17 protein-coding genes, 1 other RNA gene and 2 pseudogenes are annotated in these 23847 nt (G+C 38.9%); 17 read left to right on the top strand and 3 right to left on the bottom strand.

What is annotated here, in order from left to right; all coding sequences use genetic code 11:
• Positions 1-113 precede the first annotated feature (113 nt).
• Together ACHZEU_RS06095 and ACHZEU_RS06090 are read left to right on the top strand one after the other, a co-directional pair.
• Positions 114-995 (top strand): LysR family transcriptional regulator, encoded by an 882-nt coding sequence (locus ACHZEU_RS06095; protein ID WP_404804202.1) that lies wholly within the window; start codon positions 114-116, stop codon positions 993-995.
• Between the two features lie 178 nt (positions 996-1173).
• Positions 1174-2424 carry an MFS transporter gene (locus ACHZEU_RS06090; RefSeq protein ID WP_404804201.1) on the top strand — a complete coding sequence of 417 codons (1251 nt, stop codon included), beginning with the start codon at positions 1174-1176 and terminating at the stop codon, positions 2422-2424.
• Between the two features lie 60 nt (positions 2425-2484).
• Here ACHZEU_RS06090 and ACHZEU_RS06085 read toward each other — a convergent pair whose 3' ends face one another.
• Positions 2485-4332, bottom strand: coding sequence for a multicopper oxidase family protein (locus tag ACHZEU_RS06085; protein WP_404804575.1), 1848 nt, complete (start codon positions 4330-4332; stop codon positions 2485-2487).
• 322 nt (positions 4333-4654) lie between these two features.
• On the opposite strand from ACHZEU_RS06085, the gene ACHZEU_RS06080 reads away from it, so the two are divergent.
• The 7 genes and pseudogenes from ACHZEU_RS06080 (at position 4655) to ACHZEU_RS06050 (ending at position 11206) form a co-directional block, all read left to right on the top strand.
• Positions 4655-6079, top strand: a complete 1425-nt coding sequence (locus ACHZEU_RS06080) for a tetratricopeptide repeat-containing diguanylate cyclase (RefSeq protein WP_066037664.1) — start codon at positions 4655-4657, stop codon at positions 6077-6079.
• Positions 6080-6397: 318 nt separating this feature from the next.
• A complete protein-coding gene (locus ACHZEU_RS06075) occupies positions 6398-6880 on the top strand; it encodes a DUF5590 domain-containing protein (RefSeq protein ID WP_048389969.1) in 483 nt (160 codons plus the stop codon).
• Between the two features lie 16 nt (positions 6881-6896).
• The gene (locus ACHZEU_RS06070; RefSeq protein ID WP_048389971.1) at positions 6897-8090 is read left to right on the top strand and encodes a pyridoxal phosphate-dependent aminotransferase; all 1194 of its coding nucleotides are present in this window, start codon (positions 6897-6899) and stop codon (positions 8088-8090) included.
• Between the two features lie 28 nt (positions 8091-8118).
• Positions 8119-9414 (top strand): asparagine--tRNA ligase, encoded by a 1296-nt coding sequence (gene asnS, locus ACHZEU_RS06065; RefSeq protein WP_004232833.1) that lies wholly within the window; start codon positions 8119-8121, stop codon positions 9412-9414.
• Between the two features lie 77 nt (positions 9415-9491).
• The gene (locus ACHZEU_RS06060) at positions 9492-10220 is read left to right on the top strand and encodes a DnaD domain-containing protein (protein WP_404804200.1); all 729 of its coding nucleotides are present in this window, start codon (positions 9492-9494) and stop codon (positions 10218-10220) included.
• A 12-nt stretch (positions 10221-10232) separates the two neighbouring features.
• Positions 10233-10895 (top strand): annotated as a pseudogene (nth, locus tag ACHZEU_RS06055) (endonuclease III domain-containing protein).
• A complete protein-coding gene (locus tag ACHZEU_RS06050; protein WP_066037666.1) occupies positions 10892-11206 on the top strand; it encodes a YpoC family protein in 315 nt (104 codons plus the stop codon). Before nth ends, ACHZEU_RS06050 begins: the two are co-directional and overlap by 4 nt.
• Before the next feature lie 191 nt (positions 11207-11397).
• On the opposite strand, the pseudogene ACHZEU_RS06045 reads toward ACHZEU_RS06050, so the two are convergent.
• Positions 11398-14076: pseudogene (locus ACHZEU_RS06045) on the bottom strand (PBP1A family penicillin-binding protein).
• Between the two features lie 2 nt (positions 14077-14078).
• The gene (gene recU / locus ACHZEU_RS06040) at positions 14079-14723 is read right to left on the bottom strand and encodes a Holliday junction resolvase RecU (protein ID WP_404804199.1); all 645 of its coding nucleotides are present in this window, start codon (positions 14721-14723) and stop codon (positions 14079-14081) included.
• Positions 14724-15103: 380 nt separating this feature from the next.
• Here recU and ACHZEU_RS06035 point away from each other — a divergent pair, with 380 nt between their 5' ends.
• From ACHZEU_RS06035 to ACHZEU_RS06000, 8 genes are all read left to right on the top strand, one after another.
• Positions 15104-15301 (top strand): hypothetical protein, encoded by a 198-nt coding sequence (locus ACHZEU_RS06035; RefSeq protein WP_004225568.1) that lies wholly within the window; start codon positions 15104-15106, stop codon positions 15299-15301.
• A gap of 207 nt (positions 15302-15508) precedes the next feature.
• Entirely contained in the window at positions 15509-15892 is a 384-nt protein-coding gene (locus ACHZEU_RS06030) for a YppE family protein (RefSeq protein WP_404804198.1), read from the top strand.
• Positions 15867-18134 (top strand): DEAD/DEAH box helicase, encoded by a 2268-nt coding sequence (locus ACHZEU_RS06025; protein ID WP_279494513.1) that lies wholly within the window; start codon positions 15867-15869, stop codon positions 18132-18134. Before ACHZEU_RS06030 ends, ACHZEU_RS06025 begins: the two co-directional genes overlap by 26 nt.
• Positions 18135-18292: 158 nt before the next feature.
• The gene (locus ACHZEU_RS06020; RefSeq protein WP_054550769.1) at positions 18293-19540 is read left to right on the top strand and encodes a ribonuclease H-like domain-containing protein; all 1248 of its coding nucleotides are present in this window, start codon (positions 18293-18295) and stop codon (positions 19538-19540) included.
• A 121-nt stretch (positions 19541-19661) separates the two neighbouring features.
• On the top strand, positions 19662-19958 hold the full coding sequence (gene gpsB, locus ACHZEU_RS06015) for a cell division regulator GpsB (RefSeq protein WP_004269307.1): 297 nt from the start codon (positions 19662-19664) through the stop codon (positions 19956-19958).
• Positions 19959-20018: 60 nt separating this feature from the next.
• Positions 20019-20399: RNase P RNA component class B (gene rnpB / locus ACHZEU_RS06010), an RNA gene on the top strand.
• 483 nt (positions 20400-20882) lie between these two features.
• Positions 20883-22628 carry a GGDEF domain-containing phosphodiesterase gene (locus tag ACHZEU_RS06005; protein WP_054550770.1) on the top strand — a complete coding sequence of 582 codons (1746 nt, stop codon included), beginning with the start codon at positions 20883-20885 and terminating at the stop codon, positions 22626-22628.
• Between the two features lie 3 nt (positions 22629-22631).
• Positions 22632-23768 carry a class I SAM-dependent RNA methyltransferase gene (locus tag ACHZEU_RS06000; protein WP_115673409.1) on the top strand — a complete coding sequence of 379 codons (1137 nt, stop codon included), beginning with the start codon at positions 22632-22634 and terminating at the stop codon, positions 23766-23768.
• The last annotated feature ends 79 nt before the right edge of the window (positions 23769-23847 follow it).

Here is a 23847-nt window from a genome sequence, read left to right as displayed (position 1 = left end):
CCTATCAAATAAATAGTAAGCCTAAATTGAAGTCTATCTGAATTAGAATGATTGAACAATACTATTATTACTATTACAATGATAGTTAGAAACTATGATAGGGCGTGGTCTATGTGGAAATACGGCATCTGCATTATTTTATSGCAGTCTATGAGGAGCTACATTTTACAAAAGCTGCTGAGAAACTTGGCATCTCTCAGCCAACGTTAAGCCAGCAAATACGTGTGCTGGAGGATGAGCTAGGAATGCCATTGTTCGATCGTATTGGCAAAAAMATTGTTGTGACTGAGGCAGGCTATCTTTTGTTTAGCTATACAACAGAGGTATTTAATACATTACAAAATGTCAAAGATTCGATTAAAGATTTACAGGGGCTACAAGGGGGACAAATAAGTATTGGCATCATGCCATCTGATCTTGATTATCGGATTATACAGCTTGTTATTGATTTCCATCAAAAATTTCCAAAGGTAAAATTAAAGATACTTGCTTCCATCGATATTATGCGGCAGGTTCTCGAAAATGAAGTGGATATCGGTATTGGGACGAATGTAGAATCAGATGATCGATTGGTCATTATTCCTTTATGTAGAGAGGAATATGTACTGACCGTTTCAAAGGAGCATCCATTGGCACAGCAAACAGTGATCCCAATTGCTGAATTAGAAGGACTTCCTATGGTGATGTATCCAGAAGGTTTTCTTGGTAGAGAGATAGTAGAAGAGGCTGTAAAAAAGCATGGTTTTCACATTCATTCTATTCTTGAAACAAGCTCTGTCACGTCCATTATGAATCTCGTTCGAGCCAATATTGGTGTAACGGTGCAACCCTATCCTTTGCTCCAACAAATGAATGATCCTAGTTTGTGTAGTATACGAATTTCAAATGGTGCTCCAAGCCGAAGCCTATCCATTATTTTCCGCGTAGATCGCTATGTTAGTCAGGCAACTACTGCTATGATTGAGCAAATTAAACATTACTTTAAAAGTAAATAGGGTTAACAAAAAGGAAGATATAAAAATATGTTCCTTTTTTTGGGGAGTTCACATATACTATTTATAAACCGACAGTCAGTCTAATTTGTAGGGCAAGTCCTAGAAGCTTGTGCCTACAATTTTTTAACATATTAAATGACCGACTGTCGGTCTAAAAATAATAAGGGGTGTTTTTTATATGGAAATGCTAGTCAAAGAAAAAGGCTTTTCGAAAGATTTTATCATTATGGTAGCTGGGCAGATTATTTCTATTTTAGGCTCTGCGCTTTTAAGATTTGCTCTTTCACTTTTTGTTTTAGATATAACAGGACGGGCAGATCTTTTTGCTGTGCTTTTCGCTATTTCAAGCCTTCCTGTTTTACTTACACCATTTGGTGGCGCTATAGCAGATCGCTTTAATCGGCGAAATTTAATGGTCCTATTTGATTTTATCAGTAGTGGCATTGTATTGATTTTTTTTATTGTATTACTAACAGACAATCATTCTGTGCTATGGATTGGGTTGGTTATGGTGCTTCTTTCATTCATTAGTGCCATGTACACGCCAGCTGTAATGGCTAGTATTCCGCTATTAGTTAGCGAACAAAAGCTTGAGCAGGCTAATGGGATCGTCAATGGGGTCCAGGCATTAGCAGGAGTGACAGCACCTGTGCTAGGGGGGATACTATATGGAATGCTTGGCCTCAAACTTCTCGTCATAGTAAGTGGTTTATTATTTTTCTTTACGGCTATTGTAGAAATGTTTATGACAATCCCATTTGTGAAACGTAGCTATGATGGTCATTTGATGCCGACCTTAATCAAAGACATGAAAGAAGGCTTTACTTATGTGGTGAAGCAAACTTTTATTTTAAAATGTACGCTACTTGCTGCTTTATTGAATTTACTATTGACTCCACTTTTTATCGTTGGTGTGCCTATTATTCTTCGTGTCACGATGAAAAGTAGTGATACATTGTATGGAATAGGAATGGGGATTATTGATTTTGCGACGATTTTAGGCGCGTTAACGATGGGGTACTTTGCAAAAAAGCTGCGTATTCACACCCTCTATATTTGGGTATTGATGTCAGCCTTTTTGGTAATTCCCDTGGCTATGTCTGTGCTCCCTCGCGCCCTTCAAATTGGCTATTATCCATCGTATAGCTTATTTATTGGTTGTGCTCTTATCATTGCGATGATGATGACGATTATCTCCATTTACGTAATGACCCTTGTGCAAAAAGAAACACCAAATGAACAATTAGGGAAAGTCATGGCAATTATGATGGCAGTATCACAGTGTATGGCACCACTTGGGCAGATGGGGTATGGGTTGCTATTTGAGTTCTTTCAAGCCAACATCTATATACCAGTCTTTATAATCTCTGTGTGTGTATTATTATTAGCTTTCGTAACGAAAAGAATATGGCGATTGGAGGTCAAATAAATTGCTAGAACAAAGAAAACCACCTTTTCATTGGTAGTTTTCTTTGTAAAGCGTACTTTGCTAAAATCTTCGGGTTCTTTGACGAGGCCTATGCCTGCTCGTAGGAGTATTGGTAGGATGGGTTGGAAACAGTAGCGTTGGCATATGTTGTGTATTATCTCCTATATGAATAGTAATGGATTCTTCTTCTTGAGGTGAGACTACCTTTTCTTCCTCAAGTTGTGAGTGTTCTACCTCATTTAATAGTGGTGCTGAAGATTCACTATGATGGGTAGTACTTGTAGGATTTGAAGGATTTGTGGGAGCTGTTGATTCTTGATGTGTTACAGGATGTTCTACTGCTGCATGAGGCTGCTGAACAGCATGGACGTCTTTCATAACGAGAATGGGTCGCATCATATCATGATCCTCATGCTCAAGGAAATGACAATGCCACATATAATTCCCGACATGATCTTTCCAATGCATAATAATTTTTGTCACCTTTCCAGCGTCAGCCTTCACCGTGTCCTTCCAACCTCGCTCATAGTCTCTTGGTTCTTCAGGCGGCCCTGTAAATTGTACGATGCCTTCATTTTGATAGATTTCTAAATCAAACGGCCTTCGTTCCAGAATTTTAAATTGAATGAGGTGCAGGTGAATAGGATGGATAAAGGGTGTAGCATTAATAAAGTTCCAGNTTTCCACACTATCTAAAGAAGGTTTTTCCGTTGCTGGATCATGGTACATACGATCATTTAACAGCAACATAGGTCGACCAAACTCATCGGTAGTCGCCGTCAATGGTAGTTGTCTTTCAATATGGGCATGGTGTGGATGTAGATCCATAGAAACGGCAAGTCTTTCTGGAATCTCACTTGTATCTTCACATTTCAAAGGTAAAGTTACTCGAAACTGCATAATCACGTTTGTATGTTCATCACTGAAATCGGTATCAGTATTAAGTAAGGTAATCTCCTGTCCAGCACAGCTTGAAAAATCGATAATGACATCCGTGCGTTCAGCTGGCAGCAACTCGACAGATTGGATAAGTTGTGGTGCTGATAAGAAACCGCCATCTGTACCAATTTGAAACATTGGTTGATCATTGGAAAGACTGATGACATAGCCTCGTCGATTAGAGCCATTTAGTAAACGAAATCTATATTTACGTGGCTCAACATCTAAAAAAGGCCATAGTTTTCCGTTAACCACTATCGTATTGCCAACAAAGCCTGGTGTGATAGAGGGATGAACAGGCACGGGAAAGGGTGGTTCGTCAGGATAAAACAATGAGCCATCCTCATTAAACGTTTTATCTTGAATTAAAATCGGATATTCATAGTCTCCACATGGTAAATTAGAGCGTTCCTCAAGGGCATCCCTCAGTAAATAAAAGCCTGCTAATCCTGCATATACATTTAAACGTGTTAAAGCCATGGCATGGTCATGATACCACATGGTAGTGCCAGGTTGATGATTCGTATATTCATGTATTTCCTTATTAAACTTTGGACCAGTATGCCGATAGTCTCTTGTGTACCATGCTTCAGGATGGCCATCACTCTGCCAATCCACATTGGCACCATGTAAGTGAGTAACTGTTCTTACTTCTTGTGAATCGTTTGCAGCATGAAGCGTAAAATCTACTGGTAAAAAGTGCTGTAAGGGCAGCTGGTTTTTGTATTTCACATAGATAGTTATATTTTTAGAAGCTTCTATGGTTGGCCCTGGGTAAAGCCCATTGTAGCCCCAAATTAATGAGTTTGGAAAATGCTTATGAAAACGATGCTGGCCCTCCATCATGACCAATTCGTAATAATCATTCTTCTGTTGCCCTCTGCTGTATTTTGGTTTAGCAATCATTGGTTTTGGAAGTTCATCTACAAATTTTGGAATCGTTGCTGGATCAGAAGGGTTAATTTGCATACTCACAACATCACGTCCCTTTTCGATACTAAAAAAGCTAATTAACTCATCATATGGGTAAAAACAACAGGTAACGAGGACAAAAATGGAGAAAAATGTGTAAAGACATAAAAAAATTACCTACATATTATGATGGGATAAGATGATTCACTTTCAAGCAAACAGATGTAAGATTTTAAAACAATCATCACAAAAGATTTTTGCGTTGTAGGTAATAGTTGGTATCATACGAAAAAGGCGGACTAAGTGAATACATATGTCTTATAATTGAGAAAGCACAAAGTAAACTGGATGATATGGGGTATGGAGAAGTGGTGAAACGGTGGAATTAACATTAGAAGAATTAAATAAAACGATAATGGAGATGCGCACAAAGGGGTATTTAACGAAAGCACTAAAGCTTGCTGATCAAGGTCTTTTAGTCGCATTAGAGAGCAATAACTATCCATATGTCATGGATTTGTACTATCAAAAAATATTAGTTCATCATTCTTTAGGTGACACATTAAGCATGGTTAATCTTATTCATGATTATGAGGCCATTTGTCAAAATTATGGTACGACAAAAGATTTAATGCATTATCATTTAGTAATGTCATTAATCTATGATTTAGTTGGCATCCGTGAAAAAACGGTGGAGATGACGAAAAAATCTATCGCCTATGCACAGGAGCTACAAGATCCTGTCATGCTTGTTCGCTGTCATAATAATCTGTGCTATTTAGAGGTAGAGAAGGGCTGTACAAAGGAAGCACTTCAAGCAGGGCTATTAGCTAGAGAATATAATAAATCTCTTGCTAGAACAATGCCTGATCTAGCAAAATTACATGATATTCGTATTAATAATAATTTAGCAGATGTGTATATTTTAGAAGGGGATTTTAAAAAGGGGAAGGCATTGCTGGACAGTACGTTATCCTCTACTATTATTCATCATCATAAACGAGAAAAAGTAGCGGCATTGTTTGGCTACGGTTTTTTATTTGAAAAACAGCAAAAGCTTGAAGAAGCTGTATTTTATTATAAACAAGCCATAGATCTTGCCCGATCTTATGGAGATAAGCCAATTACAAAAAAAGTGATGCGCTTACTGTTAAATGTATTGTATCAATTGGATTGGCGAGATGAAATTTTTGATGTACAGCGTGAATATATTGATCTCTCGGAAAAAATGAGTGTTGCAAATTTATTACAACAAGTAATGAACTTAGAATTTAAGCGTCAAAAGGAAAAGCTTGAGAAAAAAGCACATTATGATCCATTAACAGGCGTTTTAAATCGACATTTTTTAGACTATGAGCTACAGGAATGGCTCAATGCAGCCGAAATAACGCAATCCTATGTATGTATTACGGTTTTGGATGTCGATTATTTTAAACTATTTAACGACACGCATGGTCATTTATTTGGAGATATGATTTTACAGCTTTTAGCTAACAGCTTGAAGGATTTTTTACAGGATGAAGATGTGGAAATTATTCGTTATGGCGGAGATGAATTCATCCTTTGTTTGAGGCATTCTCAGAAGGACTATATCAAAACATTGGTCCATAACACACATGCCTATTTGCTCTCACTAAAGCTCGAACAGGAACAGCAAAGTTATCCCTTAAGGGTCAGTATGGGTGCTTGTGTGAATAATCAGAAAAACTATCAATACAAGGAGCTATTTGAGCAAGCGGATAGCTGTTTATACCAAGCAAAGGCGAATGGCCGTGCTAGCTGTGTGCTATACGAATTATCATAATGACAGGTTCCTATTTACATAGTTAAATAGGAATTTTTCTTGTGATATGACCATGTTTTTTATGCCCAAAACGAGGCTTCTAAGAGGTGAAATGAAATTTACTGTAGTCATTGTTTGAAAACGTTGTTCTAGCAACGTACAATATATGAAATTAAGAAACACGACAGCACAAAATTGTTGTATAATGTTGTGGTATGAGGAAAGAAAGCAGGTTGACAAAATGGAAAGCAAAATGAATGGTTACACAGTTATAGACACACACATGCATCAGCTATGTGTTATGCCAAAACAGCTCGATGTGAAACATAAGGTGAATAGATGAAAAACTGGTTAATTTTCATTTCTGTCTTTATTGTTTCGTTGTCACTTGTCATTAGTATTTTAGTACTCTGGAAAGCCGAGGCTCCGTTCCGTTCAATTGAAGAGCAGGCTGAACAGTTGGCACTCGATGCCAAAGCCCTCGCAATTGTATCGGAGTCCTACACATATAATGGCAAACATTCGTATGTTACTGTGTTCGGGGTAGACGAATACGGTGATAAAAAAGCTGTCTTTGTTCCGACGAATCTAGACGAGGATTCCATTCAGGAAGTGATATTAGAAGATGGTATTACGGAAAAGCAAGCATTATCGGTTTTTAAAAATGAAGGAAATGTACAAAAAGTCCTCCACATGAAATTAGGCTATGAGGAGCCTGGCGCAGTTTGGGAAATTACATATCTGAACGACCACGACCAGCTCAACTATGTCTATATTCTGTTTAAGGATGGCGACTGGTGGAAGCGCATTACGAATTTATAAGAGGAGTAGATCCCGAATGAAAAATTTATTAGCAACACGTGTAAAAACTTTAACACCATCTTCAACATTAGCGATTACTGCAAAAGCAAAAGCATTGAAAGAGCAAGGTATTGATGTGATTGGTCTTGGAGCTGGTGAACCAGACTTTAATACACCTCAAAATATTTTAAATGCTGCCATTGATTCAATGGAGAAAGGGTATACAAAATATACACCTGCTGGCGGACTTCCAGTTCTGAAAAAAGCCATTATTGATAAGCTTCAACGCGACAATAACCTTACCTATCAACCAAATGAAATCATTGTTGGTGTAGGAGCAAAGCATATTTTATACACGCTATTCCAAGTGATTTTAAATGAAGGCGACGAGGTTATTATTCCAATCCCTTATTGGGTGTCTTATCCAGAACAAGTGAAATTAGCTGGCGGCGTACCAGTATATGTTGAAGGTACACGTGAACAAAGCTATAAAATTACAGCGGATCAACTGAGAGCAGCTGTGACAGACAAGACAAAAGCAGTGATTATCAATTCTCCTAGCAACCCATCAGGCATGATTTATTCTCGTGAAGAGCTAGCAGAACTTGCTGCTGTTGCAGAAGAAAAAGATATTTTAATCGTGTCAGATGAAATTTATGAGAAGCTTGTATACAATGGTATTGAGCATTTTTCAATTGCACAACTTTCTGATGCAGTGAAAGCACGTACAATCGTTGTTAATGGTGTGGCAAAATCTCACTCTATGACAGGCTGGCGTATTGGATATGCTGCAGGTGACACAGACATTATTAAAGCAATGACTGACCTTGCATCACACTCAACATCTAATGCGACAACAACAGCACAATATGCAACTGTGGAGGCGTATAATGGCTCTCAGGATGCGGTAGAGGAAATGCGTCAGGCATTTGAATCTCGTCTTGAAAAAATTTACCCACAGTTAAGTGCTATTCCTGGCTTCCATGTATTAAAGCCACAGGGTGCATTCTACCTATTACCAGACGTAGCAGAAGCTATGGCTCACACTGGCTATGATTCAGTAGATGCATTTGCTGCGGATATTTTAACAGAAGCAAACGTAGCAGTGATTCCAGGCTCTGGCTTCGGTACACCAACTACTATGCGATTATCTTATGCTACATCTTTAGACTTATTAGAAGAGGCAGTCCGTCGTATTGATACATTCGTAAAATCAAAATGGCAAGACTAATCCTTCTAGTTAACTTTGGAGGATTTCTATGAAAAAAATTATGATTAAAGATATGCCACAGCATATCGGTGAAACAGTCAAAATTGGCGCTTGGTTAGCCAATAAACGTTCAAGCGGAAAAATCGCGTTCTTACAGCTACGTGATGGCTCTGGCTTTGTACAGGGCGTTGTAGTGAAAGAAGAAGTAGGCGAAGAAATTTTTGCTACGGCAAAAGGGATGACGCAAGAAACTTCTATGTATGTGATTGGTGAGGTGAAAGCTGACGAACGTTCAAGCTTTGGCTGTGAGCTTGCTATCACTGGTATCGAGGTACTACATGCAGCAACAGATTTCCCAATCACACCAAAAGAACATGGTCCAGAATTTTTAATGGATAACCGTCATTTATGGCTGCGCTCTCGTAAACAACATGCCATTATGAAAATTCGTAATGAAATTATTCGCGCTACATACGAATTTTTCAACAACAACGGTTTTACAAAAATGGACCCACCAATTTTAACAGGTTCTGCGCCTGAAGGTACTTCAGAGCTGTTCCATACAAAATATTTCGATGAAGATGCTTATCTATCTCAATCTGGTCAGCTTTACATGGAAGCTGCTGCGATGGCTTTAGGAAAAGTATTCTCATTCGGTCCAACTTTCCGTGCTGAAAAATCTAAGACTCGTCGTCATTTAATCGAGTTTTGGATGATTGAGCCTGAAATGGCATTCGTAGAATTTGAAGAAAATTTAGAAGTACAAGAGCAATATGTAGCGCACATCGTACAATCTGTACTTGCAAACTGCAAATTAGATCTTGAGCGACTTGGCCGTGATACATCAACACTTGAAAACATTAAAGCGCCATTCCCTCGCATTTCTTATGATGATGCGATTAAGCTTTTACACGAACAAGGCTTCGACGATATTGAGTGGGGCGATGATTTTGGTGCGCCACATGAAACAGCGATTGCGAATTCATTTGACAAACCAGTATTTATTACTTGTTACCCAGTAGGCATTAAACCGTTCTATATGCAACCACACCCAGATCGTGATGATGTTGTATTATGTGCAGATTTAATTGCACCAGAGGGTTACGGAGAAATTATTGGTGGTTCAGAGCGAATCCATGACTACGATTTATTAAAATCACGTCTGGAAGAGCATAACCTATCATTAGATGCCTATGCTTGGTATTTAGAGCTTCGCAAACATGGCTCTGTCCCACATTCAGGTTTTGGTCTAGGGTTAGAGCGAACTGTAGCATGGATTTCAGGCACAGAGCATATCCGTGAAACAATTCCATTCCCACGTTTACTAAACCGCTTATATCCATAAGCTAATCAATTTAAAAGTCGCGTAGTGAACTATCTACGCGGCTTTTCTACTTACTTAAAGAAGGAGTCTGGAGAATAATGAACGTAAATAATCATCGACTCCGTACATGGACTGAGCAGAGAATGATTCCCATTCCACAGCTTTTTTTTCAGTTTTATAAGGAGTTAAACATGGAGGATGAAGAAGCACTGATTGTCATGCACTTATTGGCCTTTCATATGGAGGAGAATGACTTCCCAACACCTAATGATCTAAAAAATCGTCTCACAATGTCTGATAATGACATCACATCCCGTTTACAGCGATTAATGCAGAAGGGTTTTCTTGAAATTACACGAGATGTCGACGCGGGTGGCAAGCTATATGAAAAGTATTCCGTATACCCGCTATGGGAGCGCATTTTACAGATGATTGWTATGAAAGAGCAGCAACAAACGGCAGTGACACTTCAGCAAGAAGAAGGGGAGATATTCCGTCTTTTTGAAGAGGAAATGGGGCGTCTTTTATCTCCTTTAGAACTTGAAAAAATTGGATGCTGGCTTGATGAGGACAAGCATAGTCCTGCACTCATCAAAGAGGCGCTAAAGGAGGCTGTCTTTGCTGGGAAATTGAGTATTCGCTATATTGATCGCATTTTATTAGAATGGAAAAAGAAAAATATTACGACACCACAAGCCGCACAAAAGCAAAGTGAACAGTTCCGWGAGAAACAGACAATTAACAGAGCACCAGCTCRAACAATTCAACAAGAAACGCAATCAACGGGTAGAGTTCCTTTTTATAATTGGTTGGAAGAAAGAGAATAGGGGGCATCCAGTTTGTTAACGAAAAAACAGTGGGAGCATTGTCTAGAAGAAATGGATCGAATGTTTCCCGACGCACATTGTGAGCTCGTCCATGATAATGCTTTTGAGCTAACGATTGCCACATTATTATCTGCACAATGTACAGATGTACTAGTCAATAAAGTAACGAAAACCTTATTTCAAAAATATAAAACACCAGAAGATTATTTAGCTGTTTCTATAGAGGAATTGCAACAGGATATWMGCTCTWTTRRMCKTKATCRCAAKAAGGCGAARAMMAWWCAGGCKCKATKKCAACGTKTAMTAGATGAGTACGGTGGCGAMAKCCCWGCAACACGTGAAGYATTGGTGACATTACMAGGTGTAGRWSKRWARAMGRSMWAKGTTGTGCTTKCAGTAGCCTTTGWTATTCCAGSACTTGCAGTGGATACCCAKGTGGAGCRAGTATCMAAAMGCCWAGGGCTCTGTCGATGGAAAGATTCGGTGCTTGAAGTGGAAGAGACGATTATGAAGAAAACGCCAATGGACAAATGGTCAAAAACGCATCACCAATTAATTTTCTTTGGGCGTTATCATTGTAAGGCCCAAAATCCTGGATGTGGTACTTGCCCTTTACTCGACGATTGTCGTGAAGGGCAAAAGCGTTTAAAGAAAGGCATGGTGAAGGAAGCATGAATAGCGAAGCCATTGCAAAAGAAAAAGTAGATGCATGGTTTGCCCAATGGACTTCACTACAAGCCGCTATCCATACAGCACATGATGCAAGAAATGGACTGGCAAAAGGGCTAATGGAAGATGCCATCGAGCTATTTGAACAACTTGTGCAAGCTGCAGGAGATGAAGTGCTACCGATTAATGGGGTTGAGCGATTAGCCTTTATTAAAGCTAAGCCAGGTCAATATGCATGCTATCGTCAACTAGATGAGCTATTTAAAGAAACGAAAAAGCGCACAGCACGACTGCGGATTCAAGCTAGTAAAAGTTAGAGTGGATGGATAGAGTATAAAAAGTGGATAGGACATGTAAAGTGAAGGATAGAACGCGAAAAGTGGCGGATAGACCTTGTAGAGTGAAGGATAGACCGTCAAAACTGACGGATAGCCTCCTCAAAGCCCTTCATCAATAAAAAAACAAAAAACCGAGAAGCAGTGAATGAACTGCTTCTCGGTTTTTTTCTTTATTCTGAGCTTTGGTCTTCTTCATTTGGGTTGGTAGGCTCGGTAGGAGGTGTTGGCTGCTGATTTCCATCATTATTGCCATTGTTTCCACCATTGCCGTTATTTCCATGCCCGTTGCCATTTCCATGCCCGTTATTACCATTATTATTGTTGTTATTACCGTTGTCGCCATTACCATTATTGTTATTACCTTGATCATTATCCTCTTGACCAGGATCAATCGGTAAATCAATATCTGGTTCATCTGGATCTTCCGTTTCCAAATCTTCCTCAGGGGTACTTGTGATCTGGAAGGTAGTTGTCCCAGGCTCACTGCGTGTGCCATCTACAATGGCTACGACAGAGATTGTATAGTTACCATCTTCAAGTGTGTTAGCAACAGTTAAGCCTTTCGTGTCTGCTGTGCCAAGGACAACCGTTTCTCCACCTTCACGTGTGGCAGAAACTTCAAATGAAGYTGGTAATGGTTCATCGGTTTCTGGATTTAGGATGGCATMATGTTCCCAAGAAATATTGATCGACTGTGCTCCTAAATCTAAGTTTGCTGAAACATTATAAGGTGTAGATAGCTCTGGCGCCTCATAGACCTCAGAAACCTCTGTTGGTTCAGTCCCGCGAACGAATAACTCTGTTTGACGTAGTTCGCTAGGTGTATAGTCACTTGCCAATCTTAAAGGATTAGAGCCTACTTCCACCGTTGCTTCTACAACAGTACTTGGCTTTTTAAAGCTAGCTGTCTCAACATTCGCTGAAATTTCTTGCATAATCGTCTTAAATAAGTTTTGTGGTAATCGACGTTCTTCCCACGTTGTAATTGGATCAAAGTGTTTTTCATAGCCACTCCATATAGCGATGGAATAGTTAGTTGTGTAACCAGCAAACCATGAATCTGGCACACTTGTATTCGGTAAATTATATTTGTTAAAGTCTTCTGCTGAATAGTTAGTTGTACCTGTTTTACCTGCGATATCTAAGCCAGGCACATTGGCTGCAGTTCCTGAGGCATCAGGCTTATTGCCGACTACATCACGTAGCATGTCTGTTACCATGTAAGCCGTATAATCATTCATAGCCACTTTAGACTCAGGTGTATAGTTTTTAGACGTTTTACCATCACGATAAACAATTTTTGTAATCGAATGTGGATCTGTATAGACCCCGTTATTACCGAAAGCAGCATAGGAAGCTGCCATTTGAATAGGAGAGATAGTAATAGCACCGCCACCAATTGCATCGGACTCATAGAGATTTTCTGTTTCAATTCCTAAACGTCCAACAAATTCCTTGGCTTTTTCAGTGCCAACCTCCTGTAATGCTTTGACAGCAGGAACGTTCCGTGAAGCATATAATGCTTTACGTGCAGTCATGGCACCCATHTATCTGCCATCCCAGTTTGTGATTGTTTGCTTTGTACCTGTATAGTTCATTGGTTCGTCKACAAGTRTTTGACCTGTAGACCATTTTAAATATTCAATTGCTGGCCCATAGTCGACTAACGGTTTCATTGTGGAACCTGGTTGATTATTTGTTAAGTCCTCGGCATAATTCCAGCCACGTTCTGCACCATATTTACGACCGCCACCAACGGCTTGAATGGCACCTGTTTTTGTATCAACGACCGCCACACCTGACTGAATATCTTCAGTTGGGAAATTACTATCATCATTCATCAMATTWTCTACARCTTRTTRAGCATTTGGATMAMGCRYCRTATAGACTTTGATTCCTTCTGCCATTGCCGAACCGTCACCATTATTTTCTAATTCATTAATAACAATATCCAGGAAGGCATCATATTTGGAACCTGCAAATGATTGACGTGTTGCATCATCCGCTAAACCTGATTGAACTTCTGCTTTTTTGGCTTCTTCCATTTCGGCTTTAGAAATTTTTCCGTGTTGATACATTAATCCTAAAACGGTATTACGTCGTTTTTTTGCAAGCTCAGGGTTTTTTAATGGATTATACGCATTTGGTCGTTGCACTAACCCTGCTAATAGTGCTTCTTCATCTAATGTTAAATCTTTTAATTCTTTACCATAGAAGTATTGTGCGGCTGTGCCGAAGCCATAGATACGACCTGACATAAGCATTTTGTTGAAATACATTTCAAAAATTTCTTCTTTTGTATACTTACGTTCTAATTGGAAGGCAAGCCAAGCTTCCTGTGCTTTACGCTTTAATTTCTTCTCGTTTTGTAAAAATGAGTTTTTGACTACTTGCTGTGTTAAAGTCGATGCACCTTGCGCACCAAAGCCATCACGGAAGTTTGCAAGGATTGCCCCGCCTAGACGATAAAAATCCATACCATGATGCTCAAAAAAGCGTACATCTTCTGTAGCCAGAATAGCATTGATCATATCTKCAGGTATATCTTCATATTTTATATATTTACGGTTTTCAGCACCTATTGTTGCAAATAAATCACCGTTTTTATCGTAGAACTCTGAAGAAACAGGATCTTTTAGTAATTCTTCATCGAGCTCTGGAGCCGTGCTTGCATAGAAGGCAAATAATGCACCTCCTCCAATTAAGCCTGCTACACCGATTGCTAAGACTGTTAAGAWAWTGCGTTTAAWCYWTGWCTTWGYGGMTGAGGCTGGTTTTTTTTTTTTATTTTTATTTTTTTCAGCGWGAGCTTTTTGATGCTCTCCACGTGTTCGACGACGTTCAGTCATTCTTATTTCTCCTCACTTTCAGACCCGTAGCATTTTGCATCAATCAATTGTTGGATGWTGGGTAAATAATCGATRCGCGGATAATAGCTCGTAGGAATTTCATATGCCTCTTCTTCGATGATCGAAAAGGGTATCGATTTACGATTGCCATTTTCCATTGCTTGCCAGGCCTTTTGTAAAACTTTGTATGGCACAATAAAATATCGTTCAAAAGCCGAAAAACGAACGATAATAAAAGCCACACCATTTTGTTCCGTCACTTGCTGCATATGTGTCATTTGATGCTCATGAATATTTTTTAAGGGGAAACTTGTTTTGGAAGCCGTTTCCTTTGCATCAAAATCTATATAATGCCCATTCCAAACACCATTGTAGTCGGTTGTAGAGGGTGTTCGAAAATAAGCTTCACGAATGACAGCAGCACTTCGTGAAGGGTACTCTACTTTGACGATTTGCACAGGAACAGGTTTCTTATGAATGATAGCAAGTCGCCTTTTTATATAATAGTCGTTTGCTTCATTAATTTCATCTTCTAGCGTCTTCCCACGATTACTAAAAGATAAATCTTTGCTCTTGCTCTTTTTTTCTGTTTTCTGTACAGAAGCATTTGGGGTATACAATTTCCCGTTTGGATAACGAATTGTCATTAAACTCACCCTTTACCTTACTGCTTTTCTATCCACTAGTTTACCATGTTTTAATAGCTGTTCTCTACCTCCATCATTCATGAAATTGTTACTAGAATAGTAGAAAACAAATGGTACGTATGAATAATTTGCGTCGAAAAATCGTCAGCTTTATTATTACTAGAATCGTCAAAATAACTGATAAATTTAAATAGGTCATTGGGATGAAAATATACTCACACAGCAACCTTTCATTCATGACGATTTTTTTGGTCAGAGGTTCACTATTAAAATTTTATCGAAAATCTTCTTCTTTCAGCTAACTTACGCTTATTTTGTCACGCCTGAAGGTAATTCTATACATACGAGGAATACTAAAGTAAAGCAAAGGAGGCGTTATTTTGAACAAGTTAGAACAATTAGTTGCGCAGTTAGATCTGGTCAATCAATTACTTTTCACGAGAGTGTCATTGGAAAACAATGCTCATAGTTTGCATTTTTTTATGCAACTTAAAGCGGTTAGCCAGAAAGTAAGCTTAGCAGAAAAGAACTGGCAAGTAAAGAATGCTTGTTCGCCTATTAGTAGTGAAAAATCATAGACTTTGGTACACTTATCTTATAAGCAATTGAACTAACGCAATAGCATGAAGATTGATACATTATTTTCCATGAAGGTGTGGTAAATAGGTGTCATAAACAGTGATATTTCCATAGCTGACGAGCTGAACAAAACATACTCAGCATGTATATGCCGTCACTCCGAAATATATTTGCTATGTATAATTGTTGAGAGATGAGGTGCAAAATTGTTAGTTATCCAGCAAACATCCAAATTAATAGATGAATGTGATCAGTGCGTTTCACGTTTTTGGCAAATGCGTGAGGAAGATCGAACACCTGATTTTTTTCAAGAGGTAAAGCCACATGCAGATGAAATTCATCAACTTTTAAAGGTATGGCAGCAAGAAGCCAATAAATGGATTCAAAAAAATCGACCAAAATATATGCATACGCAACAAATTGCTTCAGTCGTTGAATCGATGGASCAATTKGTTGTGCAATCTTTTTATAAAGAAACAAGTAAAAAACGTTTTTTAGATGCCATACATTCTACTTCCTATACTTTGAAAATATTTGAACGATTAGTTAAGGAGGGAGAAAAGGATGCTATCGAAGAAACGAACGATTAGCGAGCTTTTACATGAGTGGAGATATGATGAAGAACTTAAAGAGCGTATCCTGCACTGGCAAACATTAGAAGGGCGTCCAGCGAACTATGCACCATTTCCTAGGAATTTACATCCTTCTTTAGTGAAAGCCTTACAGACAAGAGGGATTGAGCAGCTTTATACACATCAGCGAGAGGCATTTGATTTGGCACAGAGTGGTACATCTTTTACAGCGGTTACGCCAACTGCTTCAGGTAAATCCTATTGCTATCATCTGCCAGTGCTACAAAAAATAATGGAGGATAAAAATGCACGTGCCATTTATTTATTTCCAACAAAGGCACTGGCACAGGACCAGAAAAATGATTTGAATGAGCTCATTGAGCAAAGCGGTGAGGAGATTTTAAGCTATACCTATGATGGAGATACGGCTCCAGGCATTCGCCAAAAGGTTCGTAAGGCAGGGCATATCGTGATGACGAATCCTGATATGCTTCATTCGGGGATTTTGCCGCATCATACAAAATGGGTTTCACTTTTTGAGAATCTACAATATATTGTGATTGATGAATTGCATACATACAAAGGTGTGTTTGGTTCCCATGTGGCGCATGTTATTCGGAGATTAAAAAGAATTTGTGAATTTTATGGGAGTAAACCAGTGTTTATTTGTACATCGGCTACCATAAAAAATCCTAAAGAGCTTGCTGAGCTGCTAACGAATGAATCACACATGCTCATTGCTGATTCGGGTGCTCCAGTTGGTAAGAAAACCTTTCTTTTTTACAATCCGCCGATTATTCATAAAACATTTGGCGTGCGTAGAAGTGCTGTATTAGAGGTAAGTGATTTAGCTAAGAGGTTGTACACGGCTGGCATTCAATCCATTATTTTTGCCAAAAGTAGGGTACGAGTAGAAATGATTGTAACCTATTTAAAGGAACTTACACGTAATAAGCTGCTCGATGAATCTGTACGTGGCTATCGAGGTGGGTATCTGCCATCTGAACGACGTGTCATCGAAAAAGGCTTACGTGATGGAACAATCCAAACAGTAGTTAGCACCAATGCATTAGAATTAGGTGTCGATATCGGTCAATTACAAGCATGTATTATGACAGGTTACCCAGGAAATATTGCGAGTGCTTGGCAGCAAGCAGGACGTGCAGGGAGACGTCAGGATGAGGCATTGATTATTTATGTTGCGCAATCTTCCGCATTGGACCAGTATGTAGTCAATCATCCACTATTTTTACTAGGCAGTACACCAGAGGAAGCACGTATTTATCCAGAAAATATGCTGATTTTAATGGATCATTTGAAATGTGCTGCCTTCGAGCTACCTTTTTCAACAGGCGATACGTATGGAGAATATGACATACAAGAATTGCTGGAGTATTTAGCAGAAGAAGGGGTAGTTTTTAAGACGAGTGATAAATGGCATTGGATGAGTGATCGTTTCCCGGCGCATGATATTAGCTTACGTTCAGCGTCACAAGAAAATGTAGTCATTATTGATCTTACCATTCCTGCACAGACAAAGGTTATTGGTGAAATGGATCGTCATAGTGCCATGACACTCTTGCATGAAGAAGCCATTTACTTGCACCAAGGCATTCAGTTCCAAGTAGAGAAGCTTGACTGGGAAGAAAAGAAAGCCTACGTACGTGAAGTAGATGTTGATTACTATACAGATGCCAATCTAGCAGTTGAAATGAAAGTTTTAGAGGAAGATCGTAACTGTTCATATGCAGGTGGAACAATCTGCTTTGGCGATGTTGGCTTAATTGCACAAGCAACGATTTTCAAGAAAATACGCTTCGGCACACATGACAATATTGGCTCAGGACCTATACATTTACCACCTGATGAGATGCATACAAGTGCTTCGTGGCTATCGTTTACAGCACCAGATAAATGGACAGAGGAAGAGCTAACAGATGCTATGACTGGGGTAGCCTACGCGATGAATGCCTTCATTCCTTTGTTTATTCAATGTGATAGTAGCGATGTAGCCGTTGTACCACAGGTGAAGGCCACACATAATGAGCGGCCAACGTTTTTTGTCTATGATAAGTATCCTGGTGGCATCGGCTTAAGTGAAAAGGTATATGAACTATGGGAAGAGCTAATCATGAAAACATATGAGCATGTTACAAATTGTGCATGTGAATCGGGCTGTCCTTCCTGTATTGGGGCACAAGAATCATTGCTCCAAACAAAAGGAAAGGTAGCTAAATTACTGCAACAATTAATGGTATAGTAAACAGAGGGTGAGGAACGCCAATATGTTCTTTCACCCTCTTGTTTGTATTCATGGTAAATCGATTTTCCTCGAAGAATATTTTGAATGAGGTTAACAATCATGTTACTCTTGCAAGAGAGATGTCTTATACAATAAGCAGAAAATGAGTGAAATTCATGTCTTACGAAAATAAAATATTACAAATGAAAAAAATGCTGGGAAAAAAACCGATGTCCGCTAAAAAGGTTGAAGAACCAGCGTTCCAAAAGCCTGCTAGGCCAAGCTATACAGAGCAATGGAAACAGGCGGGACTAACGGTTGTTGAAAATGATTTCGGCATCGTATTTAAGCGTCAAGTAAGCTATCCGTTTAGCTATCAGCATGGACATTATCAACTGCAATCATTCTTTGAAGCCCTGAAAAAATGGCAAGATGCTGAGTTTGATCATCCTTATGCGCTAGATATGGAAGAGTCCGTCTTATTTTTTGACACGGAAACAACAGGTTTAAAGGGTGTTGGGACCCATATTTTTTTGCTTGGATTTTTAGAAGTAGCTGAAGAATCCTTTATCCTCACACAATATATTATGGCAGATCCTGCACATGAAGCAGCCTTCTTATTTGAATCCAAGCTTTGGCAAAAGTCAGCTACTGTGATTACCTATAATGGGAAAAGCTTTGATTGGCCACAGCTTGAAACACGATGGACATTGCATCAAAAAACCTTACCAAAATTACGCTCTCAGCGACAGATCGATTTGTTGCATAGTTCGAAGCGTTTATGGAAAAATGATATGGAGCGCTTAAAATTAAAATCTGTCGAGGAAGAAAAGCTTGGTTTTTCGCGTAAAGGGGATATTCCAGGCCATCTCGCACCTATTATTTATTTGGATGCAGTAAAAAGTGGCATTCCAGATGCTCTTATAAAGGTTTTGCATCATAATGAGTGGGATTTACTATCACTTATCACACTGTATAGTCATTCTACGTATTTATTGTTCGAGCAGGACCATGAAGAATCAGCAAAAACTTTCACCAACATTGGGAAATGGTATGGTGATTTAAGAGAAAGCACACAAAGTGTGAGGATTTTAGAAAAGGTGACATCAAAATTTGATGCGCTAGAAGCGGGCCATGCTCAATATTATTTAGCTTTACAGCACAAGAAGAATAAACGCTATAGTGAAGCTATTGACTCATTCGTGGCCTCCCTTCATTTTGTTGAAGCAAGAACAAAGTTACATGCCCTTGAGCAGCTAGCCATACTTTATGAGCACCAAATGAAGGATTATGAGCAGGCCCTTTATTATACGCAAGAAGGCATACGTCTCATTCGAAATAATGGGCAATGGAGAGCAGAACAAAAACAAAAATGGGAAATTTCTTGGGAAAAGAGACTACACAGATTAGGAAATAAGAAATAAATTCGTGGGTAAGCGCGTGAAACGACAAGTTTAGCCTTACAATTAGTATTTTCAGACGATATAATGTGATGAAGTATGCTATAATGTATTCGTGTATGTAGTGTGAGGAAGGGCGATGTGAATGGACATTAAATTAACGTCAAAAATGATCCTTGAAAAGGAATTTAAAAAGAACTTTAAAGGCTACAATGTAGAAGAAGTAGATTCTTTTCTTGATGAAATTATTCAAGACTATGAAACGTTTGAAAAAGTGGTGGCCCAACTACGTGAAGAAAATAGACAGTTAAAAGAAGAAATTGAAAGCACACCTAAGAGACAACCGGTTGCTTCAGCGGCAGCTGGTACAACGAATTTTGATATTTTAAAACGTCTTTCTAATTTAGAAAAACATGTATTTGGTAGCAAGCTGTACGAATAAATTTAGTCAATTATATTGTATTTAACATAAAACTCTAGTATAATCTTTCGTATCATCACGAAATTCTGGTAATCGCTGCGGCGCTAGACGTCGTAGAGGAAAGTCCATGCTCGCACGGTTCTGAGATGACCGTAGTGTTCGTGCTTACTGAAAAAATAAGGTAAGGCAGCTATTAAGGCTGACGGCGGAAGGAAAACCTAAGTCCTCTGGATATGGTTGACACTTCCTGAAAGTGCCACAGTGACGAAGCTTGCTTGGAAACTTGCAAGGTGGAACGAGGTAAACCCCACGAGTGAGAAACCCAAATTATGGTAGGGGCACTCTCTAGAAGGAATTGAACGGATAGAGGGACAGAGTTTGCTCTGTAGATAGATGATTACCACCTGATCGTACGAGGCGCAAGCTGTTTGAGTACTCGGGAACAAAACATGGCTTATGGAATTTTTTGATGCTTATCTACGAAATAACAAGCGCTCTCCAATTCGGTGGAGAGCTTTTATTTTGAATTCATGAGGAAAAAGTAACCTTGTTAATCAAGTCTTGGTATGCGCTATACGTTTGAGAAGTATCGCTACCGCTTCTAAGTCACAACATCTGAAAACGGTTATAGCATCAATGTGATGTATTGATCTTGACTGCTCACATACTTGTATTGTAAGCAAACGCCAGGTATAACAACCACCTCTATAAATGGTTTATCAGTTTAGGTGTATGGTTACCTGTTTATCAAGAGAATGCCTTCGGCGATTGTCATAGATTTACTTGAGGCGCTTTTCGAGCAAATTCGAAAAATCTGGACGCATTCATTGCACGAAAGAGAAGCGTCAGTGACAATTACACCGAGCGTAATAGATTACATAGTGGTTGGCCTGACGTAAATGCCCTTCTGAGAGGGAGTATAGAGAGATAGGATGGAGCGGAAACATGAACGGAGTAAACAATTGGGAAAGTACGGATAAACTGAAACTGATATCTAAATATCCGACTTCCTTAATACTTAAAATCTTCGAAAATGTATCTGAAGGTATCATGATTACTGATGAATACAAAAAAATAGTAATGGTTAATCCTGCCTTTGAATTTGTGACAGGCTATACATGTGATGATGTGGTTGGAAAAACGCCAGCCGTTTTACAATCTGGTGTACATGAATTGCCGTTCTATTTAGAGATGTGGGAGCAGATACGACAAGAAGGCATTTGGCAAGGTGAGATATGGAATCGTCGTAAAACTGGAGACGTATATCCTGAATGGTTAACAATTGTTTGTGTAACCAACGATGAGGGTGAGGTTACAAATTACTGTGGTATTTTCACAGATTTGTCTGAAAGAAAAATAGTAGAAAATGAATTAGAAAAGCGTTTGCTCACGGATTCATTAACAGATGTATCCAATCGTTTTGCCTATATCGAAAGAATGGATAATCTCTTGGAATCGACTTCTGCTATTTCTCATTCAGTGCAGCATGCGATCTATTTCTTAGATTTGGATCGATTTAAGCAAATTAATGATACATTAGGCCATGCTGTTGGAGATTCAATTTTAATAGAAGTAGCAAATCGACTAAAAAAATTACTGAAAAATAAAGATATTATTGCAAGATATGGCGGAGATGAATTCGTCATTACATTAACCAATGTGAAAAATGTGAAAGAGGCTGCAAAATTTGCTGAACAAATTATTAGTAGTATTGAACAGCCAATGATGATAAATGATCAGGAAGTTTTTATTTCTACAAGTATTGGTATTAGCGTTTATCCAGTTGATAGTAAAAACACAGAAGAACTGATCAATTGTGCAGATAGAGCGATGACTTATTCAAAAAAGAATGAATTAAACGGCTATTCCTTCTATTTTGATGAACTGCAAACCGACGCACAACGAGTGCTATTGCTAGATTCTGAGTTAAGAAGAGCAATAGAAAACCGTGAATTTGAGCTACATTTTCAGCCAAAGATTTCTATGGAAAATGAGCAGATTCAAGGTTTAGAAGCACTAGTCCGCTGGAATAGCGAGAGGCTAGGCTTTGTTTCGCCTGCTGAGTTTATCACTTATGCAGAGGATACAGGTCTAATCATTCCATTAAGTGAGCTTATTATCGAAAAAGCATGTGAGGCAGTCATTCAAATGCAACAATATGGTTGGAAAACACCTGTCGCCATTAATATCTCGAGCATTCACTTTAAACAGCAGAATTTTTTGGAGTCGATACAAACAATATTAGAGCGCTATAATATGCCAGCTAACAATTTTGAAATAGAAGTGACAGAGCGAACGGTGATGAACAGTGCCAATGAGACAGTTAGTAAATTGGTTCGTTTAAAACAATTAGGCTTTAAAATCTCAATCGATGATTTTGGGACTGGCTATTCATCCTTAAGCTATTTGGTTCGCTTCCCATTAGATTGTTTAAAAATTGATCGTAGCTTTATCCAGCATATTGGATCACTCGATGAAAAACAGGCAGTTGTAGATGCGATTATTCAAATGTCCCATCGCTTAAAAATGAAAGTTGTTGCTGAAGGTGTAGAACAAGCACAACAAGTGGATATACTACGTAAAATGAACTGTGATATTATCCAAGGCTATTATTACAGCAAACCACTCCCGTTAAACGAATTGATGGAGTTTATGGAGTATTGGGAAATTGAGCATCAAGGAAGGAAATAATCTATGGCAAACTATCAATTAGTAGCTACGTCAGCAATGGGCTTAGAAGCTATTGTGGCACAAGAAGTAAAAGCACTTGGCTATGAAACAACCGTTGACAATGGCAAAGTATATTTTGAAGGCGATGAAACAGCGATTGCGCGTACCAATCTATGGCTACGTGTAGCGGATCGTGTAAAGATTGTTGTTGGGCAATTCCCAGCAAAATCGTTCGAACAATTATTTGAAAGTGTAAAGGCACTCCCTTGGGAGAAGTATTTACCAGTGGACGCTGCTTTTCCTGTTTCAGGAAAGTCCGTAAAATCGAAATTATTTAGTGTACCTGATTGTCAAGCCATTACCAAAAAAGCAATCGTTGAGCGAATGAAACAGCATTATAAGCGACTTGGCTTTTTAGATGAATCTGGAGCGACTTACAAAATTGAGGTTTCAATTTTAAAAGATGTGGCGACACTAACGATTGATACATCTGGTGCTGGCCTACATAAGCGTGGCTATCGTCAGGCTCAAGGTGAGGCACCATTAAAAGAAACATTAGCAGCTGCACTTGTACAAATTTCAAAATGGAATCCAAATCGCCCGTTTGTTGACCCATTCTGTGGCTCTGGTACTATTGCATTGGAAGCGGCGATGTTTGGACAAAATATAGCGCCAGGCTATAACCGAGAATTTATTTCTGAGGAATGGCCATGGATGAAAGCTGCAATCTGGGATGCGGTTCGTGATGAAGCAGATAGTTTAGCGAACTATGATCAGCCGTTGGAAATTATTGGTTCCGATATTGATCACCGCATGGTCAGCATTGCGCAAGAAAACGCAATGGAAGCAGGCTTTGGAGAGTTAATCACGTTTAAGCAAATGCAAGCACGTGATTTTACAACACAGTTAACGGATGGTGTCATGATTGGGAACCCGCCGTACGGAGAGCGTATTGGTGATGTGGAAGTCGTGGAACAGGTGATTCGCGATGTTGGGAAGGTCATGAAAAACTATCCAACTTGGTCTGTATATATGCTATCCTCCATGAAGAATTTTGAAGAATTATATGGACGCCAAGCGACGAAAAAACGTAAATTATTTAATGGTTTTATTGAAACAAATTATTATCAGTTCTGGGGTCAAAAGTCTAAAAGAGATTAACGAATAGTAACGGAAGATAAGATTTTTTCTTATCTTCCGTTTCGTCGCGTATAATAGCACCAGATAGTTAGAGGGGGAA

The sequence above is a fragment of the Lysinibacillus sp. S1 genome (genome assembly GCF_044986265.1).
Lineage (GTDB): Bacteria > Bacillota > Bacilli > Bacillales_A > Planococcaceae > Lysinibacillus > Lysinibacillus capsici.
This window is presented reverse-complemented; position numbering and strand designations above follow the sequence as displayed.

Coding starts and splice junctions, on each gene's coding strand:
- ACHZEU_RS06075 (WP_048389969.1), top strand. CDS start 6,398: ATGAAAAACTGGTTAATTTTCATTTCTGTCTTTATTGTTTCGTTGTCA.
- ACHZEU_RS06070 (WP_048389971.1), top strand. CDS start 6,897: ATGAAAAATTTATTAGCAACACGTGTAAAAACTTTAACACCATCTTCA.
- asnS (WP_004232833.1), top strand. CDS start 8,119: ATGAAAAAAATTATGATTAAAGATATGCCACAGCATATCGGTGAAACA.
- ACHZEU_RS06050 (WP_066037666.1), top strand. CDS start 10,892: ATGAATAGCGAAGCCATTGCAAAAGAAAAAGTAGATGCATGGTTTGCC.
- ACHZEU_RS06025 (WP_279494513.1), top strand. CDS start 15,867: ATGCTATCGAAGAAACGAACGATTAGCGAGCTTTTACATGAGTGGAGA.
- ACHZEU_RS06020 (WP_054550769.1), top strand. CDS start 18,293: ATGTCTTACGAAAATAAAATATTACAAATGAAAAAAATGCTGGGAAAA.
- gpsB (WP_004269307.1), top strand. CDS start 19,662: ATGGACATTAAATTAACGTCAAAAATGATCCTTGAAAAGGAATTTAAA.
- ACHZEU_RS06005 (WP_054550770.1), top strand. CDS start 20,883: ATGAACGGAGTAAACAATTGGGAAAGTACGGATAAACTGAAACTGATA.
- ACHZEU_RS06000 (WP_115673409.1), top strand. CDS start 22,632: ATGGCAAACTATCAATTAGTAGCTACGTCAGCAATGGGCTTAGAAGCT.